The 26,315-nt window shown below is 66.5% G+C and carries 21 protein-coding genes; 10 read left to right on the top strand and 11 right to left on the bottom strand.

Annotated features, from left to right (window positions below):
* Positions 1–3 precede the first annotated feature (3 nt).
* From gspI to gspD, 3 genes are read left to right on the top strand one after another with little or no spacing between them, the layout of a single operon-like run.
* Positions 4–402: a type II secretion system minor pseudopilin GspI gene (gene gspI, locus AAHM44_RS09545; RefSeq protein WP_342249849.1), complete on the top strand. Its 399-nt coding sequence runs from the start codon at positions 4–6 to the stop codon at positions 400–402.
* Complete coding sequence (locus tag AAHM44_RS09550; RefSeq protein WP_342249821.1) at positions 402–1,232, top strand: type II secretion system protein N; 831 nt, start codon at positions 402–404, stop codon at positions 1,230–1,232. Before gspI ends, AAHM44_RS09550 begins: the two co-directional genes overlap by 1 nt.
* Before the next feature lie 11 nt (positions 1,233–1,243).
* Entirely contained in the window at positions 1,244–3,301 is a 2,058-nt protein-coding gene (gspD, locus tag AAHM44_RS09555; protein WP_342249822.1) for a type II secretion system secretin GspD, read from the top strand.
* A gap of 660 nt (positions 3,302–3,961) precedes the next feature.
* On the opposite strand, the gene AAHM44_RS09560 is transcribed toward gspD, so the two are convergent.
* Genes AAHM44_RS09560 through AAHM44_RS09570 form a run of 3 tightly spaced genes read right to left on the bottom strand, consistent with a single transcriptional unit; the run spans position 3,962 to position 5,390 of the window.
* Positions 3,962–4,408, bottom strand: a complete 447-nt coding sequence (locus tag AAHM44_RS09560; protein ID WP_342249823.1) for a hypothetical protein — start codon at positions 4,406–4,408, stop codon at positions 3,962–3,964.
* On the bottom strand, positions 4,399–4,866 hold the full coding sequence (locus AAHM44_RS09565; protein WP_342249824.1) for a GspMb/PilO family protein: 468 nt from the start codon (positions 4,864–4,866) through the stop codon (positions 4,399–4,401). Before AAHM44_RS09565 ends, AAHM44_RS09560 begins: the two co-directional genes overlap by 10 nt.
* Entirely contained in the window at positions 4,863–5,390 is a 528-nt protein-coding gene (locus AAHM44_RS09570) for a hypothetical protein (protein WP_269576101.1), read from the bottom strand. Before AAHM44_RS09570 ends, AAHM44_RS09565 begins: the two co-directional genes overlap by 4 nt.
* A gap of 160 nt (positions 5,391–5,550) precedes the next feature.
* On the opposite strand from AAHM44_RS09570, the gene AAHM44_RS09575 reads away from it, so the two are divergent.
* The 3 genes from AAHM44_RS09575 to AAHM44_RS09585 all read left to right on the top strand — a co-directional run bounded on the left by AAHM44_RS09575 (position 5,551) and on the right by AAHM44_RS09585 (position 10,915).
* On the top strand, positions 5,551–7,431 hold the full coding sequence (locus AAHM44_RS09575) for a PhoX family protein (protein ID WP_342249825.1): 1,881 nt from the start codon (positions 5,551–5,553) through the stop codon (positions 7,429–7,431).
* A complete protein-coding gene (locus tag AAHM44_RS09580; protein WP_342249826.1) occupies positions 7,428–8,024 on the top strand; it encodes an alkaline phosphatase PhoX in 597 nt (198 codons plus the stop codon). Before AAHM44_RS09575 ends, AAHM44_RS09580 begins: the two co-directional genes overlap by 4 nt.
* A gap of 335 nt (positions 8,025–8,359) precedes the next feature.
* The gene (locus tag AAHM44_RS09585; RefSeq protein ID WP_342249827.1) at positions 8,360–10,915 is read left to right on the top strand and encodes a TonB-dependent receptor; all 2,556 of its coding nucleotides are present in this window, start codon (positions 8,360–8,362) and stop codon (positions 10,913–10,915) included.
* An 84-nt stretch (positions 10,916–10,999) separates the two neighbouring features.
* On the opposite strand, the gene AAHM44_RS09590 is transcribed toward AAHM44_RS09585, so the two are convergent.
* The 5 genes from AAHM44_RS09590 to AAHM44_RS09610 all read right to left on the bottom strand — a co-directional run bounded on the left by AAHM44_RS09590 (position 11,000) and on the right by AAHM44_RS09610 (position 16,273).
* Complete coding sequence (locus AAHM44_RS09590) at positions 11,000–12,337, bottom strand: sensor histidine kinase (RefSeq protein ID WP_342249828.1); 1,338 nt, start codon at positions 12,335–12,337, stop codon at positions 11,000–11,002.
* 3 nt (positions 12,338–12,340) lie between these two features.
* On the bottom strand, positions 12,341–13,045 hold the full coding sequence (locus AAHM44_RS09595) for a response regulator transcription factor (protein ID WP_342249829.1): 705 nt from the start codon (positions 13,043–13,045) through the stop codon (positions 12,341–12,343).
* A gap of 68 nt (positions 13,046–13,113) precedes the next feature.
* Positions 13,114–13,482: a hypothetical protein gene (locus tag AAHM44_RS09600; RefSeq protein WP_269576106.1), complete on the bottom strand. Its 369-nt coding sequence runs from the start codon at positions 13,480–13,482 to the stop codon at positions 13,114–13,116.
* A 62-nt stretch (positions 13,483–13,544) separates the two neighbouring features.
* Entirely contained in the window at positions 13,545–14,852 is a 1,308-nt protein-coding gene (locus AAHM44_RS09605) for an amidohydrolase family protein (protein WP_342249830.1), read from the bottom strand.
* Positions 14,852–16,273, bottom strand: coding sequence for an amidohydrolase (locus AAHM44_RS09610; protein WP_446745978.1), 1,422 nt, complete (start codon positions 16,271–16,273; stop codon positions 14,852–14,854). Before AAHM44_RS09610 ends, AAHM44_RS09605 begins: the two co-directional genes overlap by 1 nt.
* Positions 16,274–16,495: 222 nt before the next feature.
* On the opposite strand from AAHM44_RS09610, the gene AAHM44_RS09615 reads away from it, so the two are divergent.
* The gene (locus AAHM44_RS09615) at positions 16,496–19,156 is read left to right on the top strand and encodes a PAS domain-containing sensor histidine kinase (RefSeq protein ID WP_342249831.1); all 2,661 of its coding nucleotides are present in this window, start codon (positions 16,496–16,498) and stop codon (positions 19,154–19,156) included.
* Positions 19,157–19,771, top strand: coding sequence for a response regulator transcription factor (locus AAHM44_RS09620; RefSeq protein WP_184168596.1), 615 nt, complete (start codon positions 19,157–19,159; stop codon positions 19,769–19,771).
* A gap of 14 nt (positions 19,772–19,785) precedes the next feature.
* Here the strand turns inward: AAHM44_RS09620 and AAHM44_RS09625 are convergent, their stop codons facing one another.
* Complete coding sequence (locus AAHM44_RS09625; protein WP_342249832.1) at positions 19,786–20,136, bottom strand: hypothetical protein; 351 nt, start codon at positions 20,134–20,136, stop codon at positions 19,786–19,788.
* Between the two features lie 116 nt (positions 20,137–20,252).
* Positions 20,253–21,533 carry an alginate export family protein gene (locus AAHM44_RS09630; RefSeq protein ID WP_342249833.1) on the bottom strand — a complete coding sequence of 427 codons (1,281 nt, stop codon included), beginning with the start codon at positions 21,531–21,533 and terminating at the stop codon, positions 20,253–20,255.
* Positions 21,534–21,795: 262 nt separating this feature from the next.
* Here AAHM44_RS09630 and AAHM44_RS09635 point away from each other — a divergent pair, with 262 nt between their 5' ends.
* Positions 21,796–23,688 (top strand): methyl-accepting chemotaxis protein, encoded by a 1,893-nt coding sequence (locus tag AAHM44_RS09635; RefSeq protein WP_342249834.1) that lies wholly within the window; start codon positions 21,796–21,798, stop codon positions 23,686–23,688.
* 75 nt (positions 23,689–23,763) lie between these two features.
* On the top strand, positions 23,764–25,644 hold the full coding sequence (locus AAHM44_RS09640; protein ID WP_342249835.1) for a methyl-accepting chemotaxis protein: 1,881 nt from the start codon (positions 23,764–23,766) through the stop codon (positions 25,642–25,644).
* Here the strand turns inward: AAHM44_RS09640 and AAHM44_RS09645 are convergent.
* On the bottom strand, positions 25,641–26,291 hold the full coding sequence (locus AAHM44_RS09645; RefSeq protein ID WP_342249836.1) for a TetR/AcrR family transcriptional regulator: 651 nt from the start codon (positions 26,289–26,291) through the stop codon (positions 25,641–25,643). The two genes, AAHM44_RS09640 and AAHM44_RS09645, sit on opposite strands and share 4 nt — an antisense overlap.
* Positions 26,292–26,315: the final 24 nt, after the last annotated feature.

Consider the following 26,315-nt stretch of genomic DNA (forward strand, 5'->3'; position numbering starts at 1 on the left):
AAGCTGTTCCCCGGCGAAAGCCGGGGCCCAGCTTTTCCGCCGGATGACGGCGGGCACGACGACGCCGGTTTTTCATTGATCGAAGCCCTTGTCGCGCTCGCGGTGCTCGCCATCGCTACGGTGGGCCTGATGCGCACGGTCGAATCGCATATCGATTCCACCCGGGCGATCGAGCGCCGCACTACGGCCATGTGGGTAGCCGAGAACCGGCTCGCCGAGCTGGAAGCGGGCGCGCCGGGGAGCGAGCAGGTGGAGATGATGGGCCAGGCATGGCGGGTTTCGGTGGATCGGCGGCGGACCGACGATCCCGAGATTCAGCGCGTTCGCGTCCAGGTGTTCGCGGGGCAGGAGAACAGCGCGCTTGCATCGCTCGACGGCTTCGTGGACGGACGGAAGCTGTAATGACAGGCCTTACCCTGACCCCGCGCCAGGCGCGCATCGGACTCAACCTGTTCACCGGCGCCATGGTCGTCTCGGTGGCGGTGGCGCTTGCCGGGCTGACCTGGCGGATCGCCGGCCATGCCGGCACCGGCGCGATCACCGTGCCTTCGGGGGCCAGCGGCCCGGCCGTGGCACCGGATATCGGCGCGGCGGTGGCGCTGGCACCGTTCGGCAAGCCCTCGGTCTCCGAGGCTGGTCAGGCGACGAGCCTGCCGCTCGAGCTCAAGGGCGTGATCGCCGCGGGACCGGGCGAGCTCTCCAGCGCGTTCATCTCGATCAGCGGCCAGCCGGCCAAGGCGTACAAGGTAGGCGACAATCTCAACGGCGCGACGATCCAGTCGATCCTGCGCGACCGGGTGATCCTCGCCAATGGCGGGCGCAACGAGTTCCTCGCCTTCCCGGATCCGACGCTGACGCCCGAGCAGCGGCAGGCAGCGGCGCAGGGCCAGCCCGCCCCTGCCCCCGCCAATCCGGTGACCGCGCCCGCAGGGGCACCGCCGATCCGCACCGTTCCGGGCGCCCCGCCTCCCCCCGCCGGCCCGCCCCAGGCGAGCGTGGGCAGCATCCTCCAGCGCTTCGATGCGTCCCCCGTGCCGGGCGGATACCGTATCGGCGACAACGGCCCGCCCGGCATGGTGGCGGGTGACGTGATCCAGTCGGTCAACGGCACGTCGCTGTCCGACCCCGCCGCAGCCCAGGGCGCCTTCGCGGCGGCCCAGGCGAACGGCAACGCCCAGATCCAGATCCTTCGCGACGGCAAGCGTATCACGCTTACCGTGCCGCTCCGTTAGAAAGTGCCCCTGTGAAGATTCGCTCCGCCATCGCCGCACTCGCGCTCGCCGGGATCGCCCTGGACACGGTTGCCATCGCCCAGACTGCACCCGCCCCGCAGGATGCCGGCACCGGCGACGTGGTGGTGAACATGCGCGGCGTCGAGATCTCGGACGTATCCGACCAGATCTCGCGCATCACCGGGCGGACGCTGATCCTCGATCCGGCGGTGAAGGGCACGGTGACCGTTACCTCCTCGACCCCGCTGTCGCCGCAGGGCGTGTGGGAGCTGTACCAGTCGGTGCTGCGCGCCAACGGCTTCGCGGCGGTGCGCTCGGGCCGGGCCTGGCGGATCGTGCCGGCGGCCAATGCGGTGCGCGACGGCGGCATCCCGAGCCGCGGCGCCTCGGGCCAGGAGCTGGTGACGCGGATGGTGCGGCTGCAGAACGTGCCCGCCGCCGATGTCGCCCGCGTGGTGCGCCCGCTGGTCGCGACCTTCGGCAGCGTCGAGCCGCTGAGCACGCCCAACGCCCTGGTCATCACCGACTATGCCGACAATGTCCGCCGGGTGGAGGCGATCGCCCGCCAGCTCGACGGCGGCAGCGGCGCGACCTTCATCACCTTCTCGCTGAAGAACGGCAATGCGACCGACGTGGCGCAGTCGCTTCAGGCCGTGCTGGGCGACGGCACGCGGGTGGCCGCCGATGCGCGCAGCAACACGGTGATCGTGCGCGGCACCCCGGCTTCGGTCGCCGAGGCGCGCAAGATGCTGATCTCGCTCGACCAGCCGGGCGGCGCCACGCCGATCACCCGCATGTTCCGCCTGAACTATGCCGATGCCGAGACGGTGACCGACGTGCTGCGCGGCGTGCTCGGCCAGGGCGACAGCGCCGACAATCCCGTGGCGAAGAGCCTGGGTAGCGGCAGCTCGAACCCGTTCGCGCGGCTGAGCCAGAGCAACCAGAACATCTCCGCCCTTCCCAACAGCTCGGCCTCGACCAGCGGCGGGATCGGCAGCGCGATGCAGAATGCCCAGACCAACGGCACGACGATGCAGAACGTGCAGACGCCGACGCCGAGGGGCTTCTCGACGCCCGAGCTCAACGTGCAGCCGGCTCCGGAGCTCAACGCCGTGGTGGTGCGTGGTACGCCTGCCGCGATCGCCGCGATCGAGCCGCTGATCACCGATCTCGACGTGCGCCGCCCGCAGGTGCTGATCGAAGCCGCGATCGCCGAGATCACCGGCGACGATGCCGAGCAGTTGGGCGTGCAGATCGGCACGAGCGGCGCGGTGCTCGACCAGGTGAAGGGCGTGGGCACCTCTTTCGACCAGTCGGGCGCGTCGCTGGGCACGATCCTCAAGGCGCTGGGCGTGCCGGCCGGATCGGTGCTGGGCAATGGCCTGAACGCCAATTTCGCGATCGGCGACGATTTCTCGATCCTGGTGCAGGCGCTGGGCACCTCGACCCGCGCCAACCTGCTCTCCACGCCGCAGATCACCGTGCTCGACAATGTCGCGGGCGAGTTCGTCTCGGGCCAGAACGTGCCGTTCCTGACCGGGTCGATCCTGACCGACAGCTCGACGGTGAACCCCTATACGACGATCGAGCGCAAGGACGTGGGCATCACCCTGCGCGTGCTTCCGCGGGTCAATGCGGGGGACACAATCCGGCTGCAGGTGAACCAGGAAGCCTCGTCGATCGCCGCCGCGCAGACCGCCGCGGCATCGGACCTGGTCACCAATCGCCGCGCGATCACCACCACGGTGCTCGCCGACAATGGCCAGACGATCGTACTCGGCGGCCTGACCGCCGACGACTATACCGACACGCGCCAGCAGGTGCCGATCCTGGGCGACATCCCGATCGTCGGCGAGCTGTTCAAGAGCCGGCGCGAGCAGCACCAGAAGCGCACCCTGTTCATCTTCCTCAAGCCGACGATCCTACGCGACGGCGCCGATGCGGCGGCGGCAGCGAAGGACCGCTATGCCCGGCTGCGCGCCGACGAGATCGCCAATGCCAAGCGCGGCAGCCTGCTCCTCGCCCCGCCGACGCCGCGGCTGACGGTGGAGATCGACGGGATTTATTGAGGGGCGGAGGCAGCGTTCACATTTCCCAGGAGTATCGGCGTGAGCACTATCGCCATAGCGTGAGAGAGGGCTCCAATTTCACGCATCCTTTCCTGCAATTCATCATTTGTGAAATATCGGTCCTCGAACGCTGGCTCATGCCCACGAAGTGTCAGAAGTTGCGCTCGCCAACGAAATGTGCGGCCTACCTGAGATAGGTTTCCGTGCACAATCCAATCACGGTGAGACCGTAACCTCCCAATAGCGGGCACCCATTCCTTGATAGCCGAACGCAAAACACTCGGCATGCGCTCATCATTTCCGATGACTACAAGGTAGGCGATCTTTTCACCCAGCGAACTAGGCAACCCTCTCGTGCGCAATTTATCAGAAGCGATGTGATGATATTGGCAGATAAGAGTGTTGATTTGACGCTCTATCAACCCCCAGCTCATCATAAGGCTTCCGATCGACGCAAGAACGCTCTGAACATAAGTCCAATTTGCGTCATCCCGCTGCTTCCGTAGCGTTGCTAAGTGCCTCAACCCGAGCGCTTTAAGGCCACCGCATTTACGGGCAATCCTTTGAACGAGATTCTTTCGCGCCACTAATCTACCCCCACCGGGTGAGGCTTTACCTTATTAAGACAGCCACACGCCCGCAAATGGGTCCTTAGCGCTACTAGCCAACCCGTCCCGCAGCCTCATCCCCGCTCGGTTCGATCGGCAGGGGCACCCGCACCCGCTCGCTGCCCCGGGTGAAGAAGGCCGCATCGATCGCCAGGCTGGCGAGGCTCCAGCCGTCGACGCTTTCCCCCACCTTCAGCGTGCGGGTGGAACCCTCGCTCGACCTGACCAGCGCGACCGCATCGACATTGAGCCGGCCGACGATGCCGACCAGCTGGGGCGCATCGGTGGGCGCTGCGGCGGGCTCGGACGTACCGAACAGCGGGCGCTCATAGGCACGGGCGAGCGGCGGTATCGAGCCTGCGCCGATCGGGGCGGGTACCGGCGGCGCCTTCGGAGCCTTGCCCGTTACGCCAGGGAGCAGGAGCAGCGCCGGCATGCCGATCGCCAGCACCGCGGCGGCAGCCAGCGCGGCCCATTCGGGGCGAAACTTCATCGCCATGCCGCGACCACCTCGCCGATCAGCCGAACGCCGCCGCCCTCGGGGATCGGTTCGATCCGCCAGGTCCGCAGGCGCATCAGCGGCTTGCCGCGCTCCAACGCGTCGCTGAGCGCAACCACGGCCTTTTCCGCGCCGGACAGGCGGATGCGCAGCGCGACCACGCCCTCCGGCGCCGCTGCAACGCCCGCCTCCTCGACCAGCACGCCTCCCGACTGCGCGAGCCCTCGGACCCGTTGCAGGATCGCTGCACGACCGGCGGCAGGGTCAGCGACATGCAGGCCGAGGCCCGGAGCGAGCAAAGGTGGCGGTGCCGCAGGTTGCGCTGCGACGGCGGCGAACTTTGCGCGCTCGGCCCTTGCCGCCGCAAGCTCGCCGAGCGCAGTGCCGGTGGCCGGGGCGAGCAGCAGCGCGACGGCCAGGCCCGCCAGGCCGCCGATGACGATCGGAGGAAGCTTCATTGGGCGTCCTCGCGCATCGAGACGATCATCGCCGCATCGGCATGGCGCTGGCTGGTATTGCGCATGCCGGCGAATTCGGGCGCGCGGCGGACGGCGGCGCGCAATGCGTCGGGATCGCTTCCCGCCACGTCGAACTCGAGCCCGCCGTCGCGAGTCCGCTCGATCCGGGTAAGCTTTGCCTCGGGTGGCAGTACGCCGGAGAGCAGCTCGACAACCTGCCCCGGTGCGGCACGGCCGGCGGCATTGGCGAGCGCGGTGCGCGCCTCGCGCGCAGCGGCTTCGGCCTGGAGGCGCGGGGCCAGCTGGTCCTGCAGCTTCGCTGTCGCACGCTTTTCATGTTGGACGAGCATGGAGGCGCCGGCGAGGGTGAGCAGCGGCCCGGCGGCGAGCAGCGCGCCGAATGCCGTCGCCACACGCCAGCCTCCTGCGGGCAAGGGCAGGCCGCGCAGCGTAGCTGCCAGACGCTGCGAAAGGCTATGCGCCGGCGCCGGAGGCATCTGGGGCTCGGGATCGGTGGCGTCCATCGGCCGCCTGCCTAGACGCTGCCGGGCGCCCGCGCAAAGCGTCATGAAGCGGCAACAGAAAAGTCACGCCGACGAAACGACAATCGCATGCTGCCGTCACGTCCCGCTTCCAAGGACCGGGCGACCGGGTCGCCAGTGACTCGGCTGCTTGGGGGTTTCCATGACCAATCTCACCGAGACCGGCTTCGGCTACACCGATGGCGACGTCGATCAGAACATCCACAACACCGGCCCGACGCTGAACGAGCTGGCCGACCAGCGCTATTCGCGTCGCCAGACGCTGCAGCGCGGCGGCGCGGCGATCGTCGCCGCCACCATGGGCGGCTCGGTCCTCGCGGCCTGCGACAGCAAGACCGAGGAACTGACCGCACCGACGATCAGCGCCGGCTCGGCCGCGACCACTGCTTCGGGCCGCACCGTGACGCTGACCGGCACCGGCAGCGCCGAAGCCTATTCCTGGACCCAGGTTGCCGGCCCGACCGTGACGCTGAGCAGCACCAACGCGCTCACCACCAGCTTCCTGGCTCCGTCGGTCGCCACCGCGACCAAGCTCACCTTCCAGCTGGCCGCCGCGAACAGCACCGGCACCGCGGGCATCTCGACCGTCGAAGTGACGGTGAACCCGACCGCGCTGGGCTTCACCGCCGTCGCGAAGAACAAGAACGACGTCGTCACCGTGCCGACCGGCTACACCGTGCAGATCGGCGCGCGCCTGGGCGACCCGATCACCGGCAGCGCCGCAGCGTACAAGAATGACGGCACCGACACCGGCTTCGCCAACCGCATCGGCGACCATGGCGACGCGCTGTTCTGGTTCGGCCTGAGCACCACCGGCGCCCGCGACGAGACCAGCTCGACCCGCGGCCTGATCGTGCAGAACCACGAGAACATCAACCAGCAGTATCTCCACACCGCCGGCGCCACCTCGCCGGGCGGCGTGCGCCCCGAGGCGGAAGCGCTGAAGGAGATCGAGTGCCACGGCGTCTCGGTCGTCGAATATTCGGAAGGCGCCAGCCGCGCCTGGACCTTCTCGTCGACCTCGACCTTCAACCGCCGCATCACCCCGAACACCCCGATGGTGTTCAACGGGCCGGTGAAGGGCTCGGACCTGATCAAGACCCCCTATTCGCCGACCGGCGTTGCGGGCCGCGGCACGATCAACAACTGCGCAAACGGCTACACCCCCTGGGGCACGCTGCTGACCTGCGAAGAGAACTGGGCCGGCTATTTCCGCCGCTCGGGTGACAATGCCGCTCGCACCGCCAAGGAGCTGACCGCGCTCAGCCGCTATGGCGTGACGAGCAGCACGGGCAGCTATGGCTGGTCGACCGTCGTAGCCGCCGACACCGCCAACACGACGTTCCGCCGCTGGGACGCTCGCGCGACCGGCGCCAGCGCGCTCGCCGATTACCGCAACGAGCCGAACCAGTTCGGCTGGGTGGTCGAGATCGATCCGTACGCGCCGACATCGACGCCGCGCAAGCGCACCGCTCTGGGTCGCCTGGGCCATGAAGGCTGCTGGCCGGGCAAGTTCGTCGCCGGCACCAAGCCCGCCTGGTACATGGGCGACGATTCGCGCCGCGAGTATCTGTACAAGTTCGTCTCGAACACCGCCTGGGTGGCAACCGATGCGACCGCGACCGATCGCCTGGCGATCGGCGACAAGTATCTCGACGCCGGCACGCTCTATGTCGCCAAGTTCGCTGCAGACGGCACCGGCAGCTGGGTCGCCCTGGTGTTCGGCCAGAACGGCATCACCGCCGCCAGCGCAGTCTATCCGTTCGCCGACCAGGCGGACGTGCTCGTCAACGCCCGCCTCGCCGCGGACGTGGCCGGCGCAACCCCGATGGACCGCCCGGAATGGACCGCGGTGAACCCGGTGACCGGCGAGGTCTACCTCACTCTCACCAACAACAACGCCACGCTGCGTCCGCTGAACGGCACCGACGCGGCCAATCCGCGCCACTATAACGATCCGTACGGCACCGCCGGCACGGCACCGCCGGCACGGCACAGTATGGCAACCCGAACGGCCATGTGATCCGGATCAAGGAAACCAGCACCGAATCGCTGACCTTCACCTGGGACATCTTCGCCTTCGGCGCGGGTGCGGACCTGGACGCGACCAACATCAACCTGTCGGGCCTGACCGCGGACAACGACTTCTCGTCGCCCGACGGCTGCTGGTTCGGCCGCGCGACCAACGCATCGGGCCTGGTCAAGCCGATCATGTGGCTGCAGACCGACGACGGCGCCTATACCGACGTCACCAACTGCATGATGCTCGCGGCCCAGCCGGGCACCGTCGGCGATGGCGGCGCGCGCACGATCACCAACACCGGCACGGGCGGCGCGACCGCGACCCAGGCGACCCGCATCGGCGCGGCGCCGGGCGCGAACCTGAAGCGCTTCCTGGTCGGCCCGGTCGAGTGCGAGATCACCGGCGTGGACTCGACACCGGACGGCCGCACGCTGTTCGTCGGCATCCAGCACCCGGGTGAGAACGGCACCCCGGCGGCACCGTCGAGCCACTGGCCGGACAGCCAGGCGACCGGCACCGCCGGCGCCACGATCCGCCCGCGCTCGGCGATCGTGATCATCACCAAGAATGACGGCGGCGTGGTCGGCCTCTGATCCGACCTGTTTTCGAAAACAACGAGGGAGGCTCCGCGAGGGGCCTCCCTTTTTGTTTGCGGGACACAATCAAACCCGCAGTCCAAGGATAAACTTCAGCGCAGCCAGCAAGATATAACTCAGAATAAACTTTATTTAACTTTCATAATCACGGATAATATATCGACCAATTTCATATTACATCACAATCATTCCAGATCGTATTTTAATATGTCGATTATGAAACGAAAATGTCATGACGTGTATTTATACATTACTATCGAAGTAACATAACTGCCAACTACGCTGCGTAGGCGCCCCGTCAGAACCAGACCTGACCTTTGGGGGTTAACCTAATGCAGAATTTCTCGCGCTTCCGTTTGTCGCTGCTGGCGGGCTCGACCCTGCTGGCGCTGGCAGCCACGCCGGCGCTCGCCCAGCAGCAGGCTGCCGACCCGGCGACCCAGACCGCTGCGCCCGATGACGACCAGACCGGCCTGACCGACATCGTCGTCACCGCGCAGCGCCGCGAGACCAACCTGCAGGAGACTCCGATCTCGATCTCGGTGCTGAGCACCGAGGCGCTGCAGGATCGCCACGTCCAGAGCCTGTTCAACCTGGCAGACGGCACCGTGCCGTCGCTGCGCGTCGCCACTTTCGAGGCGCGCCAGTCGGCGCTGACCATCGGCATCCGCGGCATCGTCCCCTATGACCAGAACCAGACCGCGCGCGATGCCGGCGTGGGCGTCTATATCGACGGCGTTGCCCTCGGTAAGACCCAGGGCCTGAATGCCGCACTGTTCGACATCGAGCGCATCGAAGTGCTGAAGGGCCCGCAGGGCACGCTGTTCGGCCGCAACACCGAAGGCGGCGCACTCAGCCTCGTCACCCGCGCACCCACCGGAGAGTTCGGCGCCCGCATGACCGCCGGCCTGGGCAATTACGGCAGCCGCAACGCCGAAGCGCATATCGACCTGCCCGCCTTCGCCAACATCGCGCTCAAGTTCGACGGCATCTACCAGCACCAGGATCCGACCGTGAAGGACCCGCTCGAGGGCTCGACCGGCTGGAACTATTATGACCGCAAGGGCGGCCGCGCCGCCGCGCGCTGGACCCCGTTCGACGGCCTGACCGCGGACTTCTCGTATGACTATGCCAAGGACGAGAACACGCCGCAGTACAGCCAGCTGATCAACTACAATCCGAAGGGCTATGCCGTCGGCAGCTACACCCCGGCGGGCGGCACGATCGGCACCACCCTTTATCTGCCCGGCACCACCACGGCATGTGGCGGCACGATCGCGGCGGGCAGCACCAAGCCGGTCTGCGTCGCCCCGCGCGCACCGCTGGTCGGCGTGCATCCCGATCGCCAGACCGTCGCCGATGTCGGCGTGCCGCAGCAGCCGAGCGTGGACATCACCCACGGCTTCACTTCGAACCTGAAGTACAAGGTCTCGCCGAACATCGAACTGCGCTCGATCACCGCATGGCGCGGCGTCTCCACCGACCAGTGGGACAATTCGGGCGGTCCGGAGCGCAGCACCTATGCGCCGAACGCGAACTTCAGCCGCTACAGCCTGTCGTTCCTCGACCAGCACCAGTTCAGCCAGGAATTCCAGGCCGTCGGCAGCTTCGACCAGTTCGATTTCGTGCTGGGCGCCTATTACTACACCGAGCATGCCACCGAATATGCAGCGACCCCGCTGAGCAACCTGTGGAACGCGGACGGTACTGCCTACACCATCCGCAGCCCGATCGTGTCGGGCACGGTGACCAGCGCCAATTCGGGCTACCAGCCCTATAACGCCTCGTGCGTGAACACGCTGGCCGCGACGGTGCCTCAGTTCGCCAACAGCTGCCAGTTCATCACCCGCGCCAGCAAGGCATGGGATCACAACTACTCGGCGTTCGGCAACCTGACCTTCTCACCGGAAGGCACGGGCCTGCACTTCACCGCCGGCGGCCGCTTCACCAAGGACAAGCGCCACGGCAACCTCTACGTCGTCAACAACGTCGTGCAGGGCTTCTCCTTCGAGAACAGCGTCAACCGCTTCGACCCGATGTTCAACATCGCGTACGACGCGACGCCGGACATGCACTTCTATGCGAAATACTCGACCGGCTTCCGCGCCGGCGGCGCCAATGACCGCTCGCAGAGCTTCAACGCGTTCGGGCCGGAATCGGTGAAGTCGTACGAGATCGGCGCGAAGATGGACTTCCTCGATCATCGCGCCCGCCTCAACCTGGCCGGCTACATCATGAACCGCACCAACACGCAGTTCGACTTCGACCTGTTCGACACCTCGGCCACCAGCCCCACCAGCGGCAGCCATATCGAGCAGACCCAGAATGCCGGCGACACCAAGATCCGCGGTATCGAGGCGGACCTGACACTGAAGCCGACCCGCGAGCTGACGCTGACCGGCTCTTATGCCTATACTTATTGGAAGGCACCTTCGGCGGTGAACCCGCTGACCGGCGGCCTGCCGCAGCAGCTCTACATCGTCTACACGCCGACCAACGCGGCCTCGGGCGCAATCGACTATGTCCTGCCGGTGCCTGTCGCGGGCGGCGCAAACCTGCGCATCCACCTCGACGCCAACTATGCGAGCAGCCAGTACAGCTTCCAGCTCGAGCCGACCAAGACCGACCCGAGCTTCGTCGTGAACGGCCGCATCGCGCTGGCGGACATCGAGATGAAGAACGGCAGCACGGTGACGCTGTCGATCTGGTCGCGCAACCTGCTCGACCACACCTATATCTATCGCCGCTCGAACGCGAACTCGTCGCCGGTGCTCAACTACGGTGCCAATGGCGCACTGGTGTCGACCAACTATGGTGGCATCCTCGGCGACTATGCCAACTTCAATCCGCCGCGGACCTTTGGCGGCGAGGTTAGCGTCAAGTTCTGATCCTGCCCTTCAAGGCGAACAGGAGCGGCCCGGATGGTACCCACCATCCGGGCCGTTTCGCTTGCAGGCCTTCGCCGGGAAAGGTCAGCCAGCCAGCGGCAGGCTTATCCTGACGATCAGGCCAGGCTTCGCATCGGCAAGTTCAAGCTCGCCCCGATGCAGCGTCGCGATCGCCTGGACCAGCGGCAGGCCCAGGCCGTGCCCTGGACTGCCCCGGCTCCCATCGAGCCGCCCGAAGCGGCGTAGCGCGCGGCTGCGGGCATCCTCGGGGATCCCAGGGCCGTTATCGGCCACAGCGAGAACCGCCCGCCCTCCCCGCACCGTCGCTTCGACGGTGATCGTTGCCTCGGGCGGCGTATGATTGACCGCGTTCTCGATCAGGTTGACCAGCAGCTGGGTGAGCAGGCGGACGTCGCCCTCGACCGGCGCCGGGGCAAGCGTGCCGAGCCGCAATACCCGCCCGCTGTCTTCGACCATCGCTTCAAGCGATTCCGCGACATCGCCGGCGAGCGCACCGAGATCGATCCGCTCGAACATCGCGCGGCGCTCGCCACCCTCAATTTCGGCGATACGCAGGATTGCTGCGAACATGGCGAGGATATCCTCCGCCTCGGCCGCCGCTTCCTCCAGCTCAGGCGAGACCGGGCCCGCCTCCGGCCGCTCGGCGAGCAGGGCCAGGCGTCCGCGCAGCCGCGCGAGCGGCGTGCGCAGGTCGTGCGCCACGTCGTTGGAAACCTGGGCGAGGCTGGCCATCAGCGCCTCGATCCGATCGAGCATGCGGTTGAACGCCTTGGCCTGGCGCCCGAAAGCGGTGCCCGGCGCCTCGACCGGGACACGGGCGCGCATGTCACCTTCGACGATCGCCTCGGCCGCGGCGCGGACCGCCTCGATATTGCGCCGGATCGTCAGACTGAGCGCCAATATGCCCAGCACCACCAGCAGCAAGATTGCCCCGAAGCCCGATGCCAGGATCAGCAGCCGGTGCGCGTCGTGATCCTCGATCGGTTCGCTCTCGGCGAGCAGGGTCAGCGTAAGCCCCTCCGGCAACCGCTCGACATGGGCGCGACCACGCGTGAGCCCCGGAATGCCCGCGCCGTGATCGATGGTCGAGACGCCGGGTGGGATAGGCGCGGTGGGCTCGATATTGCCGGCCAGGCGCCGGCCGTTCGTATCGGTGAGCAGGAAGCCGATATCACCGCTGTCACGCCGCCGGCTCTCCTCGCCGATGCGCAGGCCGAGCAGCACGCGGTCCGGATTGCCCTGGAGCAGCGCGGCGGACTCGCGCTCCAGCCGCTTGTCGACCTGGCGGTCGATCGCGCCAAGCAGCGCGAAATAGACCGCCGCGAAGGTGAGCAGGGTCGCCAGCGTGATCGCCGCAATGAAGGCGAAGGCAATCGCCCGCAGCGAACGGAGCGGCCCCATCCGCTAGCTGCGGAACATGTAGCCGACGCCCCGGACGGTCACGATCGGATCGGGCAGTCCGGTCGCCTCCAGCCGCTGGCGCAGGCGGCGGATATGGGCATCGACGATGTTGGTGGTCGGCACGAAATCATAGCCCCAGACCCGCTCGAGCAGCAGCGGGCGGGTGAGCACCGTGCCGGCCTCGCGCACCAGCTCGGCAAGCAGCTTGATCTCGGTCTTGTGCATCTCGACCGGTTTGCCGGCGCGGGTGACGCGGTGGCGGGCGACGCTGACCGTGATGTCCCCGGCGGTGACCGTGGCGCTGTCGGCGTTGGCGGCGGTGCGCCGGCGAAGCACCGCGCGAATACGGGCGTGGAGCTCGTCGATCTCGAACGGCTTGACGACATAGTCGTCGGCCCCCGCCTCCAGCCCCTCGACCCGCTCGGGCAGGCGGCCGAGCGCGGTGAGCAGGATCACCGGGGTCTTCACCTCCTGCTCGCGCAGCCAGCGCAGCACATCGACCCCGTCGACAAAGGGCAGCATGCGATCGAGGATGATCACGTCGAACGGCGTGGCGCCGACTGCCCCGATCGCCGCGCGCCCGTCGGTCACAGAATGCACGTCGTAGTCGCGTGCCTCGAGCTGGTCGGCGAGCATCGTGCGCAGGGGCTCGTCATCCTCCACCAGCAGGAGGCGGATGGCTTCGCTTTCGGGGGATGGAGTGGTCAACGCGCAAATCCTGACAGATGCCGCCGCTCTCTTAGAGAAGCGGCGGCATCCCGTCGATTGGAAAGGCGTCAGCGATCGGTGCGGCTGATGATCTTCGCGATCCCGTTGGGCGGGATGCTGACCATGTAGTTGATGCCGCCCTGGCAGGTGACACGCCAGGTCGGCACCTTGTCCTGATCGGCGATGCGCGTGGCGCTGTCGACATGCTCGCATTCGAGCGACGCATCCTTGAGCGCGCGAATGAAGGTCGCGCCGCGCTGCGCGTCGTTCTGCTTCAGCACCTCGGCGCTGTAGTTGATCGTATCGGCCGCGTTGACCGCGTCCTCCCCGTTGAGCGGCTGCGCCGTCACCGCATCATTGGCAGTGAGATTGCCCTCGCTCCCGCCCCCGCAGCCCGCGAGCGCCAGCGCTGCCAGCATCGGCACAATAATCCGCATGTCGCTTCCCCATATTGTGGTCCCGCACTTCAATGCGGGACCGTAACCAAGGTTCCTGCCCCTCAGCGCTGATAGGCCTTGGGCAGAGCCCCTTCCTTCGGATCGAGATAGCGCTGGCGCAGGCGCGTCCAGCGGTTCTCGAGCGGCTGCTCGACGCCGTCGATGAAGACATTGACCGCCGAGGTGCCGATCTCGAGCGGATCGCCATCCCAGATCACCACATCGCCGCGACGACCTGGCTTGAGCGAGCCGAACTCGCCGCCCATGCCGAGCACTTCCGCCGGTTTCGACGTGATCGCCGCAAAGGCCGCACCCCAATCCAGGCCGGTAGCGCCGGGCACCTTGGTCAGCGCAACCAGGTTGCCTGCATATTGCTTCTCCCAGCGCGCCTGGCGGGATTCGTCCTGGTTGATCGTCCCGATCGCCACCGTGACGCCCGCCGCGGCCATGCGGCCGATGTTCGACTGGCTGGCGGCAAGCTGCTCGAAGCTCTCGGGCAGGTCGGTGAGCGCAGTGGCGATCACCGGCACGCCGGCCGCCGCGATCTGCGGGGCGACGGTCCAGCCTTCGGTCGCACCGACGAATACCAGCTTGAGCGTCGGGATTTCCTTCTTGAGCTGGAGAAGCACCAGCATATCCGAGGCACGTTCGACATGAACGAGCAGCGGCGTACGGCCCTGGAGGACCGGCACCAGCGCCTCGGCATCGGCGCGCGTCAGGAAGGCATCCTTGCTGCGGTCGTTGAAGCTGGCCGGTGCGCGGATATAGTCGCGGATCTCGAACAGCACGTTCTTGAGCGCGGCATAGGCGGCCGGGCGGCTGCCGCCGGCGGCGCGGGCGCCGCTCTCTCCCCATTCCATGAACTGGAAGGCGCGCGGCTTGCTGACCGCGTCCATGTCCGCCCCGAGGTCGATGATCGCGCCCTGACCGGCGAAGATCGATCCCGAATTGTCGGGAGCGACCACGGCGCGGGTGATACCTTCGGCCCGGTTGATCGCGATCGGCGTGGACTTGGGGTTCACCGCCGGGGTGACGTCGATCGCGGCATGGAAGCCGACATTGCCGGGACCGCTGTCGTTGGTCTGGTCGACACCATCGACCTCGACAATGCCCATGCGGGTGAAGCCGGCGAAGATGCCGGGCGAGACCCATTTGCCGCCCGCGTCGATCACGCGAATACCGGCGGGCACGGCAACGCCCGGACCGGCCGCGACGACGCGGCCATCACGGATCACCACGGTGCCGCCATCGACCGGCTGGCCACCGTCGCCGATGACCAGCTTGGCGTTGGTGATCGCCACGGTCTGCGCCGTGGCCGGGAAAGCGAAGGCAAGCGCCGCGGTGGCGGCGAGAAGGAGCTGCTTCTTCATCACTTCACATCCCCTTCGCCCGGCTGACCGAGTTCGAAATCGGAAACCGGTCGGCGCTTCGGATCCTTGGCATCGTACATCAGCGCGCCATCGACCCAGACCATCTCGGGCCGGGTGTAGACGCTGAACGGATTGCCGTTCCACAGCACCACGTCCGCCATCTTGCCGGGCTTGAGGCTGCCGGTCTTGTCGGCGATGCCCAGCGCCTTGGCCGGATTGATCGCCAGCCAGGTCCAGGCATGTTCCTCGCTGATGTTCATGCCGACCTTGATGCCGGCGGCGCGCGCCTTGGCGACTTCCTGGTTGAGCCGCTGGATGCCGTTGGCGTCGTCCGAATGGATCATCGCGCAGGCGCCCTCCTTGTCGAGGATGGCGAGGTTCTCGGGCACCGCGTCATAGGCTTCCATCTTGAAGCCGTACCAATCGGCCCAGACCGCGGCGCAGGTGTTGTTCGCCTTGAGCAGGTCGGCGATCTTGTAGGCTTCCACGGCGTGGTGGAAGGCCGAGACGTGGTAGCCGAACTCCTTGGCCATATCCATGACGATGGCCATCTCGTCGGCGCGGTAGCAATGGTTCTGGACGAGGATTTCGCCTTCCAGCACGCCGCGCAGCGTGTCCATCGCGAGGTCGCGCGAGGGGGCCTCTCCGCCCTTTTCCTCATAGCGATCCCAGCGGCGCTTATACTCGGCGGCACGCGCCCAGGTCTGGCGATCGACGGCGATATTGCCCATGCGGGTGGAGGGCATGCGGCCCTTCGAGCCATAGACGCGCTTCGGGTTCTCGCCGCACGCCATCTTGAGGCCATAGGGGGCGCCCGGGAACTTCATCGCCTGCATGGTGCGGGCATAGACGTTCTTGAGCACGACCGAGCGGCCGCCCATCAGATTGGCGGAGCCGGGAAGGATCTGGAGCGTAGTGACACCGCCATTGGCGAGCGCACGGCCGAACCCGGGGTCCTGCGGCCAGACGCTATGCTCGGCCCAGACTTCGGCGGTGACCGGGCCGGTCATCTCGTTGCCGTCCGAATTGGCCTGCACGCCCGGCGACGGATAGTCGCCCAGATGGCTGTGGATGTCGATCACACCCGGGGTGACGTACTTGCCCTTGCCGTCGATCACCGCGGCGCCGTCCGCCGACAGGTTCTGGCCGACAGCAACGATCTTGCCGTCACGGAACAGCACCTGGCCATTGTCGATCCGGCCGCCCTCGCCATCGAACACCGTGACGTTGGTCAGCAACGTCGGCGCGCCGGGATAGGCATGATAGGTCGAGGGGAAGGGATCGTGGCTATAGCCCTTGCCCTTGCCCGGTCCGCCAGCGGCCGGAGCAGGCTCCGACGACGCGGTCTGTGCCCTGGTGGTGCTGGAATCGCAGGCGGCAAGCCCGGCCAGCGCACCAAAGATGATTAACGAGCGGATCAAGCGACTCCTCCCCCTTGCGTAACGGTTGGGTGATCGCTCAGGTGCTAGCCACTTGGCAAGCCGTGCTTCTTCAGAAAGAGACTGAACCACTCTGGACTATCCCCATTTTCTCCTTGGCTTGATTGGTGTTATTGACAGCTCCCGGAAGGGGAAGGTGCATCGTTGCGCGTCGCAATTGACCCTGCCGAGCCGTCATCCGTGACGGCACCCGTGAACCGGCGAGTGGCCATCGCCCTCGCCGCCTTCGGGCTGGCCTGTAGCATTGCCGCGTTTTGCGGGTGGGTCTTCGACGTACCAGAGCTCCGCGGGTTCGGCTTCAACGACTTCCCGATCTGGCCCTGGACCAGCCTGGGCTATGTGGGGCTTTCGCTCGGCTTCCTTGCCTCGTTCGTCGGTCGCAGGCGGCTGGCGATGAATCTCCTGGCGATACCGCTGGGGATCGCGGTCATCGCCCTGTTCGAGCGCTGGACCGAGATCGACCTTGGCGTCGACGAGCTGCTGTTCGCCGCCCATATCAATCAATTCCCGTTCCCTAATCCGGGCCGCACCGGGATCAATCCCGCCGCGGTGTTCCTGATCCTGGGGCTTGCCGGGCTCGGCCAGTGCGTGCGCGACCTTGTGGCCAAGGAAATGCGCAGCCTCGTCGCGACCGTGGCGCTCGGACTGGCCTCCGCCGCCGGGATCATCATCCTCTTCTCGCATCCGGGCCCGAGCCCGAGCGTGCCGCTGCTCGGCACGTCCCTGCCCGCCGCGCTGGTTTCGATCAGCCTGTCGCTGGCGGCGATCGCCTGGAACAGCGGCTTTGCCTGGGTGCGCGAGCTGGCCCGCGATCCGGACAACCGCCGGCTGCTGCGCATCCTGCTGCCCGCCGCACTGATCCTGCCGGTTCTGCCCGCGGCGCTCGAATTGCTGTTCTCGCGGCAGATCGCCTTCGCCGCCGCGCCGGGCCAGCTGCTGGCGATGCTCGGCAATGTGCTGGTGGTCGGCACCATCGCCTATTGGGCAGTGACTCGGGTGGCCCGCGAGCAGTCCGTTCAGGTCGAGCTGACCGAGGCGATCGACGTCACCACCATGGCGCTCACCTCCCCGGATGGGCGGATTGTCCACTGGTCGGCGGGTGCCGCGGAACTCTTCGGCTGGAGCGCGGAGGAGGCACGCGGACAGAACAAGTACCTGCTGCTCCGCTCGCGCTGCGAAAGTGCCGAGGCCAGCCTGCCCCGCCGCCCTCAGGGCAGCGCGCAGGAACTGATCGAGATCACGCGCGACGGCCGCGAAATCGCCATCCTCGAGCATGTCCACCGCGTCGAGATTGCGGGACGCGACCCGGTGGTCATCCACAAGATGACCGATATTTCCGATCGCGCGCGCGCCGTTGCCGAACTCCGCGAAAGCGAGGAGCGCCTGGGCATCGCCATCGCCACGCATGAAGTGGGCGTGTTCGAATGGGACGTGCCGACCGGAAGGATCAGCTGGGCGCCGGGCGCCGAGGAACGGCTAGGGCTGGTCCCGGGCACGATCACCGATTTCGACAGCTGGCGCGCCCTGGTCGAGCCGAGTGACGTTGACGCGGTGTTCGAAACAATCGAGCGCGCCGTGGCGGACCGCTCCCCGCGCTTCAGTTTCCGATATCGCTTCAAACAGGCAAATGGCACCGTGCTCGCAGTCGAAGGCTCTTCCCGCGCATTTTACGATACCGACGGCAATCTGATGCGCACTGTCGGGGCGATGCTCGACGTCACCGAGCGCGAGGAACGCGAAGCGGCGCTGCGCCGCCGCGAAGCCCAGCTGCGCTCGATCATCGAAACGGTGCCCGAGGCGATGCTGGTGGTCGACGAGGAAGGTACGATCCGCGTGTTCAGCACCGCGGCCGAAGCGCTGTGGGACTATCGCGCCCATGAAGTGCTGGGCCACAATTTCGCGATGCTCACGCCCTATCCGAAGGATGAGGACCCGGAATCCCGGCTAAGCGCGTTCCTGAAGGCGGGCAAGCCGATGGGTCGCGACGAGACGATCGCTGCCTCCGGCCTGCACCGCGACGGCACCCGCTTTCCGATGGAAGTGCGCGCGGGCGTGGCCCAGATCGACGGCCACACGCTCTACACGCTTTTCGCGCGCAACCTGAGCGAGCAGTTCGCGGCCGAGGAGCGGTTGAGCGACCTCAACGCCGAGCTGGCCCATGTCGGCCGCCAGTCGGCGATGAGCGAACTCGCCGCCGACATGGCACATGAGTTGAATCAACCACTTGCCGCGACATCGAACTTCCTCGCAGCAGCGCGCATGCTGCTCGACAAGGGCGAAGATTTCGAGCGGGTCGCCGAACTATTGCGCATGGCCAATGAGCAGACATTGCGCGCCGGCGAAATCATCCGGCGCCTGCGAAGCTTTACGATGCGTGGTGATGTCGATCTGCGGATCACGCCGCTGGCTCCCACCATTCGCGATGCAGCAGATTTGGTGCTGGTCGGCACCAGCCAGTTCAACATCCGGCTGACTTATGACCTCGATCCCGATGCACCCTGCGTCTTCGCGGATCGTGTGCAGGTGCAGCAAGTCGTAGTTAATCTTTTGCGCAATTCTATCGAGGTTCTTCGTCAGCAGGGCGCGGACGACAGGCGGATCACGGTAAGTTCGCGCAAGTCCAGCGAAGACATGATTGCAATAGAAATTGCAGACAGCGGGCCGGGCATACCGGAACCAATGCTCGACCAACTCTTTTCTCGTTTCACGACCACAAAAAAGGAAGGTGCGGGAATGGGTATTGGACTTTCCATCAGCAAGCGTATCATTGAGGCGCATGGTGGGGTCCTGAGTGCTGAGAACCGGCCAGAGGGTGGCGCGGTTTTCAGGTTCACTCTTCCCGCCACGGAACAGGGTGGAGAGTAGATGACAAAAACGGTCTATATCGTGGACGACGACGACGCCGTCCGGGCCTCCTTGCACAGCCTGCTTTCTCTGCGATCAGATCTGGTGATCCGAGCGTTCCGCTCGGGAGATGTTTATCTGGAATCCCTGCCGGACCTCGATCCGGGCGTGCTGCTGCTGGATTTCCACATGCCGGGATCGACCGGGCTCGACGTGCTCAACGCAGTGGGCAACGATCCCCGCTTCGTGGCGATCATCCTGACCGGCCAGGGCAATGTCGGCCTGGCGGTGCAGGCGATGAAGGCGGGCGCGCTCGACTTCATCGAGAAGCCCTATGAGGCCGAGTTCCTGATGACGGCGATCGACCTCGCCTTCTCCAGGCTGGAAGAGGGCAATGAGGCGGCCGCGCGCGTCAACGTCGCCGAGACCAAGATCGGCAAGCTTTCGCCGCGCGAGAAGGACGTGCTCAAGGGGCTGATCGAGGGGCGCTCGAACAAGATCATCGCCTATGAGCTGGATATCAGCCCGCGCACGGTGGAAATCTACCGGGCGAACCTGATGGAGAAGCTGGAAGTGCGCAGCCTTTCCGAGGCGCTGCGCATCGCCTTTGCCGCAGGCATGTTTCCCAAGAGCTGACAGCCGTCCGGAGCTCAGCGCTCCGGATAGCCCCAGCCCGGCAGCATCGCTTCGATCTCGGTTGCGGCATCGGCGGCCGGAATACGCGGCGGATATGCGGGGTTTTCCGCTGCGCCGCCGATCACCGCTATGGCGCGCCAGCGCGGATCGGCGCGCAATGCGGCTTCCCCACCCTCGCGCGCCTGTAGCGCGGCCTGATCGAGGATCAGCACGGGGCCCTTCGCGAGCCAGCGCTGGATCCGCGGATCATCGATATTGTCGATCGTGACCAGATCGGCGCCCGCCATCGACAAGCGCGCGATCAGCGTGCTGCGGAGGCCCGCCTCACGCACCACAAGCACCAGCAATGGGGACAACGGGCTCACCTGGCCCTCCTGAATTCGCGACCCGGACTTGGTGCCCGTGTTGGCGGGATTTATGCGCGACCGTGCAGGTCCCGCCATCCGTGGCTTCTACCTAAGGGTCTGACCGCGCTCGCGGATCAGAAGGAGAAGGTGAGGTCGCCGTGCACGAACTTGGTGTCGCCGCTGCGCGGGGCATTGGGTGCATCCTGCAGGAACTCACCCTTTGCGAGATAGGCGGCACCCAGCTCGAAGCGTAGCTTCTGGGGGACCAGCCAGCGGCGACCGCGCAGCTCGAACTGGACGCCGCCGAACTTGCCGGAGCGGCCGGTCTTGTCGGTCACGCCGGTGGAGGAGAAGGCGTCGATCGACGACGCCAGCCAGGCGCCGCGCACCGAGGCCATCAGGTCGAGGCGCTTGGAAGGCCGCGCCTCGAAGCGCACGCCCGGCGAGACGATGTTGGCCCGGCCCAGCGCGCCATAGAGCGAAAGCGGGCCGAAATCGGCACGACGGGCGCCGTACAGCGTGTCGAAGCGGGTATAAGTGTTCGGGTTGGCCGTCTCGCCGCTGGCATAGTCGAACAGCGCGGCGACGCGCGGTGCCCACTTGCCGGCAAAGGTACGGCCCAACTCGGCATGCACGAACCCGGCATGGACCTTGAGGTCGCGGACATCGCTCACCGCTGCGGTTGCCCGGGCGAGGCCGCGCTGGAGCGCCGCTTCCACTTCATAGTCGATCGCGCCCTTGGCCGGCGCCCGGCGAAGGCGCGTGCCGAAGGTGATCAGGCGGCGATTGCGCGTCGGGTGGGTGCTGCGGTCATGCTCAATCAGCCGGAAGCCATAGGCTTCGATCGAGGTCTTGCCGAACAGCTTCGCCAGCATCGCATTGCCGCCAAAGAACTCGATGTTCTCGGTCGCGCGGTCGAGCTGGACCTTGTTGTCATAGATGTCGGCCGGGGTATCCGGCAGTGCGGTGAACGGGCGCGTCCAGAACAGGTAAAGCTGGTTCTTGTTCTTGTCCTGCAGCTCGAACTTGGCGCCGAGATAGGTCGGCACGCCATTGGGGAAGTCGGTGCGGCCGACGAGGCGGCTGGCACCAATGTCCATCGCGAACTTGCCGACCGTCAGCTGCGAACCCTTGGTCGGGCGCACCGCGATATAGGCCTGGACCGGCTCGAGATCGTTGATCTCGTTGGTCCGCACCGTACTCTTCTCATTCTCGCCATAGCCGCGCGCATCGACCACCTCGCCGCCAAAGGTGAAGGCGCCGATATCGGCTTTCGCCGCGAGCACCGTGCGGAACGAGACGAAGCTGTCGCTTTCCGGCGAGTTCGGGCGGAACTGGCCGCCGATCGTCTCGACACGGGCCCGTACGCTGCCGTTCACGCTCAGCTTCACCTTGTCCTGCGCAAACGCCGGCATGGCACTGACGAGAGGCAGGATCGCCGCAAGGGCGAGAGAGGGGCGAACTGAACGGGCCACGGGACACTCCGGAAATGGTTACCCGAGCAATTATAGGATGATCCGTAATTTGAGGGGCGGACCTGTGGAAACTACGCAGTTTGGGAATGGTGGGCACAGTTAGTCCTATAATGGCTCTAGTTTCCCGCCCGTTAGGGCTCCCCTGTCAATCACGGCGCCTACAATAATCAAGGACGCCGGAAGCTAGTGGAAGATCAAGAGAATGCTCGGCATCATAAACAGCTGGCCCCTCGCGAAGAAAATGCTGGTGGCCTTTGCCCTTATCGGCACCCTGGTCCTTGGCCTGGGTGTCAATGGTTATGTGTCCAACAAGACCCTCAGCGGTGTCGCCACCCGCCATGTCGAGAATGGCATCACCGGCCTCTCGGGCCTGACCGACGTTCTTGCCGACATCCGCGAGCTCCGGATCATCGTCTACAGCTATTACAACGCCGCGACCCCGAAGGATGAAGCGAGCCTGGTTGAGCGCCGCGCCAAGGGCGAGGCCAAGCTGCTCGAGGATATCGACGCCTATCGCAAGGTCGCGGGCAGCGACTTCAGCGCCGATGTCGATGGCCTGCGCGCCAAGGCGACCGAGCTGATCGACGCCAACAAGACGATCTTCGAGCTCCGCGCCGCCGGTGACCTGGACGGCGCCGTCAAGGCGATCAAGGGCGTGGGCAAGGATCGCTCGCGCGCCGCCATCGACGCCGCCGACGCCCTGCTCACCCGCACCCGCGAGCGCTCGGCCAAGGACAATGAATATGGCCAGGGCCAGACGCAGTTCGCGCTGATCATGACGATCCTGCTGTCGCTCGTCGCGTTCGGCGGCCTGGGCGCGATCTGGCTCGCGATCAACCGCACCGTCGCCCAGCCGATGGCCAAGTTAACCGAAGCGACCACCGTGCTCGCCAAGGGCGGCGAAGCCGAAGTGCCGAGCCGTGACCGCCAGGACGAACTCGGCCAGATCGCCAACGCCGTCGAGCAGTTCCGCCTGGGCACCAAGGCCCGCGCCGAAGCCGATGCGCGCTCGGCCGCCGAACTTCGCGAAGTGATGGGCACGCTGCGCGATACGCTGCAGGCGCTGAGCCGCGGCGACCTGACCGCCGAGATCACCGCCGCCTATCCCGAGGCCTATGCCGAACTGAAGACCAACTTCAACGAAGCCGTGACCAGCCTGCGCACGCTGATCAGCTCGGTGATGGAATCGACCGCGTCGATCCACACCGGTTCGAGCGAGATCGCCCAGGCGTCGGAAGACCTCGCCCGCCGCACCGAGGCGAATGCCGCGAGCCTGGAGGAAACCTCCGCCGCCGTCGCACAGATGGACGACCGTCTGCGCGCGATGGCGAGCTCGGCCGGCCGCACCGTGGAACGTGCCGACGGCGCGATCAGCACCGTCTCGGGCGGCCGCGCGATCGCCGATGAAGCCGTGCAGGCGATGACTCGCGTCGCCGACAGCGCCAAGGGCATCGACAGCGTGATCGAAGGCCTCGACAAGATCGCCTTCCAGACGCGCGTCCTCGCGATGAACGCCGCCGTCGAGGCCGGCCGCGCCGGCGAGGCGGGCCGCGGCTTCGCGGTCGTCGCCGACCTGGTCTCGGCGCTGGCCATGCGCGCCGAAGAGGAAGCCGGCCGCGCCCGCGACCAGCTGACCGCCACCCAGACCGACATCGTCGCGGCGGTGGAGATGGTCGAGAAGGTCGACGGCGCGCTCGCCAACATCTCGAGCGATGTAAGCGAAGTGCACACCCTCCTCGCCGAAATGGCGACCGACAATGCCGCCCAGTCGACCGCGATCACCCAGATCAGCACCGCGATCGGCACGATGGACCAGTCGACCCAGCAGAATGCCGCGATGGTCGAGGAAACCTCGGCAGCCGCACGCAATCTGAGCAGCGAAGTCAGCTCGCTTTCCGAGCAGGCCGGCCGCTTTACCGTCGGCGCCGCCACGGTGCGCCCAGCGATGCGCTCCGCCCCTGCGCCGACTCCGATGCCTTCGCGCCCGGCCAAGCCGATTGGCAAGAAGAGCAATGGATATGTTTCACCGGTGAAGGCCCTGCCTGTCGCCAAGTCCTCAGCCACCGCCGGCGATGACGACTGGACGTCGTTCTGATGCCGGTCCGTTCAACCTAGCAATTGTGGGGGCAGGTCCGTGCAGGGGCCTGCCTCGTCACAGGAGACGCGGAAAATGCTCGCAAAGTTCAAGATACCAACCAAGATTCTGGCGCTCGTCGCCATTGTCGCCTCCGTGGGATTCGCCCTGTCGCTATTCGGGTCGAGCACGCTGCAGCGCATCGACACGAATTATGCCGAGCTGGTCGAAAACCGCATGCCGGTTCCCACGGAGCTGGCACGCGCCAATCGCCGCGTCTCCGACATGGCCTATGCCGGCTACCGCGCGCTGTCCTATGACGGCGCGTCGAAGGCTGCGCAGGAAGCCGGCAAGATCGAGCAGGGCAACTTCGAGGCGGCGACCCGGCTGCTCGGTAATGCCGAGAAGATGCAGCCCGCCCTCAAGCCCCAACTCGACGATTATCGTGGCCAGATCGCCAAGATCCACGATCTCGCAGCGCGCGCGATCAAGCTTGGCCAGCGCAACGACAATGACGGCGCCAAGGTCCTGCTGACCGAGATGGACCAGCTGATCGACCAGCTGGCGGCCCAGATGGTCAAGTTCAACGACCAGATCATCGCCGACAGCAAGGCCAAGTCCGACGAGCTCGGCGAGAGCAGCGACAGCGCGTCGTACACGATGCTGATCGTCAGCATCGTCGCGATCCTGGCCGCGATGGGCATCAGCTTCGTCGTCTCGCGCTCGGGCATCACCCAGCCGCTCGCGCGCCTGCAGGACACGATGCGCGCGCTGGCCGGCGGCAACAACCGCGTCGATGTGCCGGGCACCGATCGCGGCGACGAGCTGGGCGCGATGGCGAAGACCGTGCTGGTCTTCCGCGACACCGCCCAGGCGCAGGAAGCCGCGGCCGCTGCCAAGGCGATCGCCGATGCCGAGCAGAAGATGGTCGTCGACACGCTCGGCCAGAATCTCGGCGAAGTCGCCAAGGGAGACCTGACCGCCGAGATCACCCGCGAATTCCCGGCCGACTATGCCGCGCTCAAGAGCAACTACAATGAAGCGCTCAGCAGCCTGCGCGCGCTGATCGGCTCGGTGATGGAATCGACCCAGACCATCCATACCGGCTCAACCGAAATCGCCCAGGCATCGGAAGACCTGGCCCGCCGCACCGAAGCCAATGCCGCCAGCCTCGAGGAAACCTCGGCCGCCGTCGCGCAGATGGACCAGCGGCTGCGGACCATGGCCGGTTCGGCCGGCCGCACCGTGGAGCGTGCCGACGGCGCGATCAGCACCGTCTCGGGCGGTCGCGCGATCGCCGATGAGGCGGTGCAGGCGATGACTCGCGTGGCCGACAGCGCCAAGGGCATCGACAGCGTGATCGAGGGCCTCGACAAGATCGCCTTCCAGACACGGGTTCTCGCGATGAACGCGGCGGTCGAAGCCGGCCGCGCCGGTGAAGCCGGCCGTGGCTTCGCGGTCGTCGCCGATCTCGTCTCCGCGCTCGCCATGCGCGCCGAGGAAGAGGCCGGCCGCGCCCGCGACCAGCTGACCGCCACCCAGACCGACATCGTCGCGGCGGTGGAAATGGTCGAGAAGGTCGACGGCGCGCTCGCCAATATCTCGAGCGACGTGGGCGAAGTGCACACGCTGCTCGCCGAAATGGCGACTGACAATGCCGCGCAGTCGACGGCGATCTCGCAGATCAGCACCGCGATCGGCACGATGGACCAGTCGACCCAGCAGAATGCCGCGATGGTCGAGGAAACCTCCGCAGCCGCGCGCAACCTCAATACCGAGGTGAGTGCACTGTCGGACCAGGCCAGCCGCTTCAACGTGGGCAATGCCCAGGTTCGTCCGGCGGCACGTCCGGCCGCGACGAGCGCCACCCGCGCCTCGAAGCCGGCGGCGAAGGCCGGCACCGGCTATGTCTCGCCGGTAAAGGCCATGCCTCTCGCAACCGCCGGCACCGGCGGTGACGACTGGGCTTCCTTCTAAGGCCTGGCTCCAGCGTCAGGAGAAAGGGCGTCCCGGCTTCGGCCGGGGCGCCCTTCACTTTGGGGGGGGCAGTGCAGCTGCACGACCCGCGACAGCAATGTCTCGGTAATCGTCATAAAGCGGCTGGGATCGGCAAAAGCACGGGCCGAAAGCATTGCGCCGTAGATTGCGGACATGAAGGCGTCGGCCTCCTCGGCCGGCGAACCGACCAGCGCGACGCTATCCTGCCGCACACCGAGCGCGAGGATCCGCGCCAGCCAGTCGGTCAGCTCGGCGAAATGCGCGCGGACCGAGACGGCAAGCTCGTCGGGCAAGCTCGGCAGCTCGGCAGCGAGCATCGCGGCGACGCAGAAAGGCGCCGAATTGTCGAGAATGCAGCGCTCCCAATAACCGGCATAGGCACGCAGCTGCGCGGCGGCGTCGGGCTCGCCTGCCGCGAGTTGCGCGACCTGGGCATGGATTATCGCCCGTGACTGATCGACCACGGCCCTCGCCAGGTCGCTCTTGGCTGCGAAATGATGATGGATGCTCGCCTTCCGGATGCCGACCGCCTCCGCGATATCGGCATAGCTGAACCCGTTATAGCCCCGGGTCATGATGAGCCGCCGCGCCGTATCGACGATGTGCTCGGCTGTGTTCTGCGCCATATTCCTACCTTCCAATAGGTAGAT

Origin of the sequence: Sphingomonas sp. OTU376 (assembly GCF_038440415.1) — a bacterium.
Lineage (GTDB): Bacteria > Pseudomonadota > Alphaproteobacteria > Sphingomonadales > Sphingomonadaceae > Sphingomonas > Sphingomonas kyeonggiensis_A.

Bases quoted from the DNA above. Each gene is read 5' to 3' on its own strand.
- AAHM44_RS09600 (WP_269576106.1), bottom strand. From the start codon at position 13,482: ATGCGGATTATTGTGCCGATGCTGGCAGCGCTGGCGCTCGCGGGCTGC.
- AAHM44_RS09635 (WP_342249834.1), top strand. From the start codon at position 21,796: ATGCTCGGCATCATAAACAGCTGGCCCCTCGCGAAGAAAATGCTGGTG.
- AAHM44_RS09585 (WP_342249827.1), top strand. From the start codon at position 8,360: ATGCAGAATTTCTCGCGCTTCCGTTTGTCGCTGCTGGCGGGCTCGACC.
- AAHM44_RS09620 (WP_184168596.1), top strand. From the start codon at position 19,157: ATGACAAAAACGGTCTATATCGTGGACGACGACGACGCCGTCCGGGCC.
- AAHM44_RS09565 (WP_342249824.1), bottom strand. From the start codon at position 4,866: ATGAAGCTTCCTCCGATCGTCATCGGCGGCCTGGCGGGCCTGGCCGTC.
- AAHM44_RS09550 (WP_342249821.1), top strand. From the start codon at position 402: ATGACAGGCCTTACCCTGACCCCGCGCCAGGCGCGCATCGGACTCAAC.
- AAHM44_RS09590 (WP_342249828.1), bottom strand. From the start codon at position 12,337: ATGGGGCCGCTCCGTTCGCTGCGGGCGATTGCCTTCGCCTTCATTGCG.
- AAHM44_RS09605 (WP_342249830.1), bottom strand. From the start codon at position 14,852: ATGAAGAAGCAGCTCCTTCTCGCCGCCACCGCGGCGCTTGCCTTCGCT.
- AAHM44_RS09630 (WP_342249833.1), bottom strand. From the start codon at position 21,533: ATGCCGGCGTTTGCGCAGGACAAGGTGAAGCTGAGCGTGAACGGCAGC.
- AAHM44_RS09560 (WP_342249823.1), bottom strand. From the start codon at position 4,408: ATGGCGATGAAGTTTCGCCCCGAATGGGCCGCGCTGGCTGCCGCCGCG.
- AAHM44_RS09645 (WP_342249836.1), bottom strand. From the start codon at position 26,291: ATGGCGCAGAACACAGCCGAGCACATCGTCGATACGGCGCGGCGGCTC.
- AAHM44_RS09575 (WP_342249825.1), top strand. From the start codon at position 5,551: ATGACCAATCTCACCGAGACCGGCTTCGGCTACACCGATGGCGACGTC.
- AAHM44_RS09640 (WP_342249835.1), top strand. From the start codon at position 23,764: ATGCTCGCAAAGTTCAAGATACCAACCAAGATTCTGGCGCTCGTCGCC.
- AAHM44_RS09570 (WP_269576101.1), bottom strand. From the start codon at position 5,390: ATGGACGCCACCGATCCCGAGCCCCAGATGCCTCCGGCGCCGGCGCAT.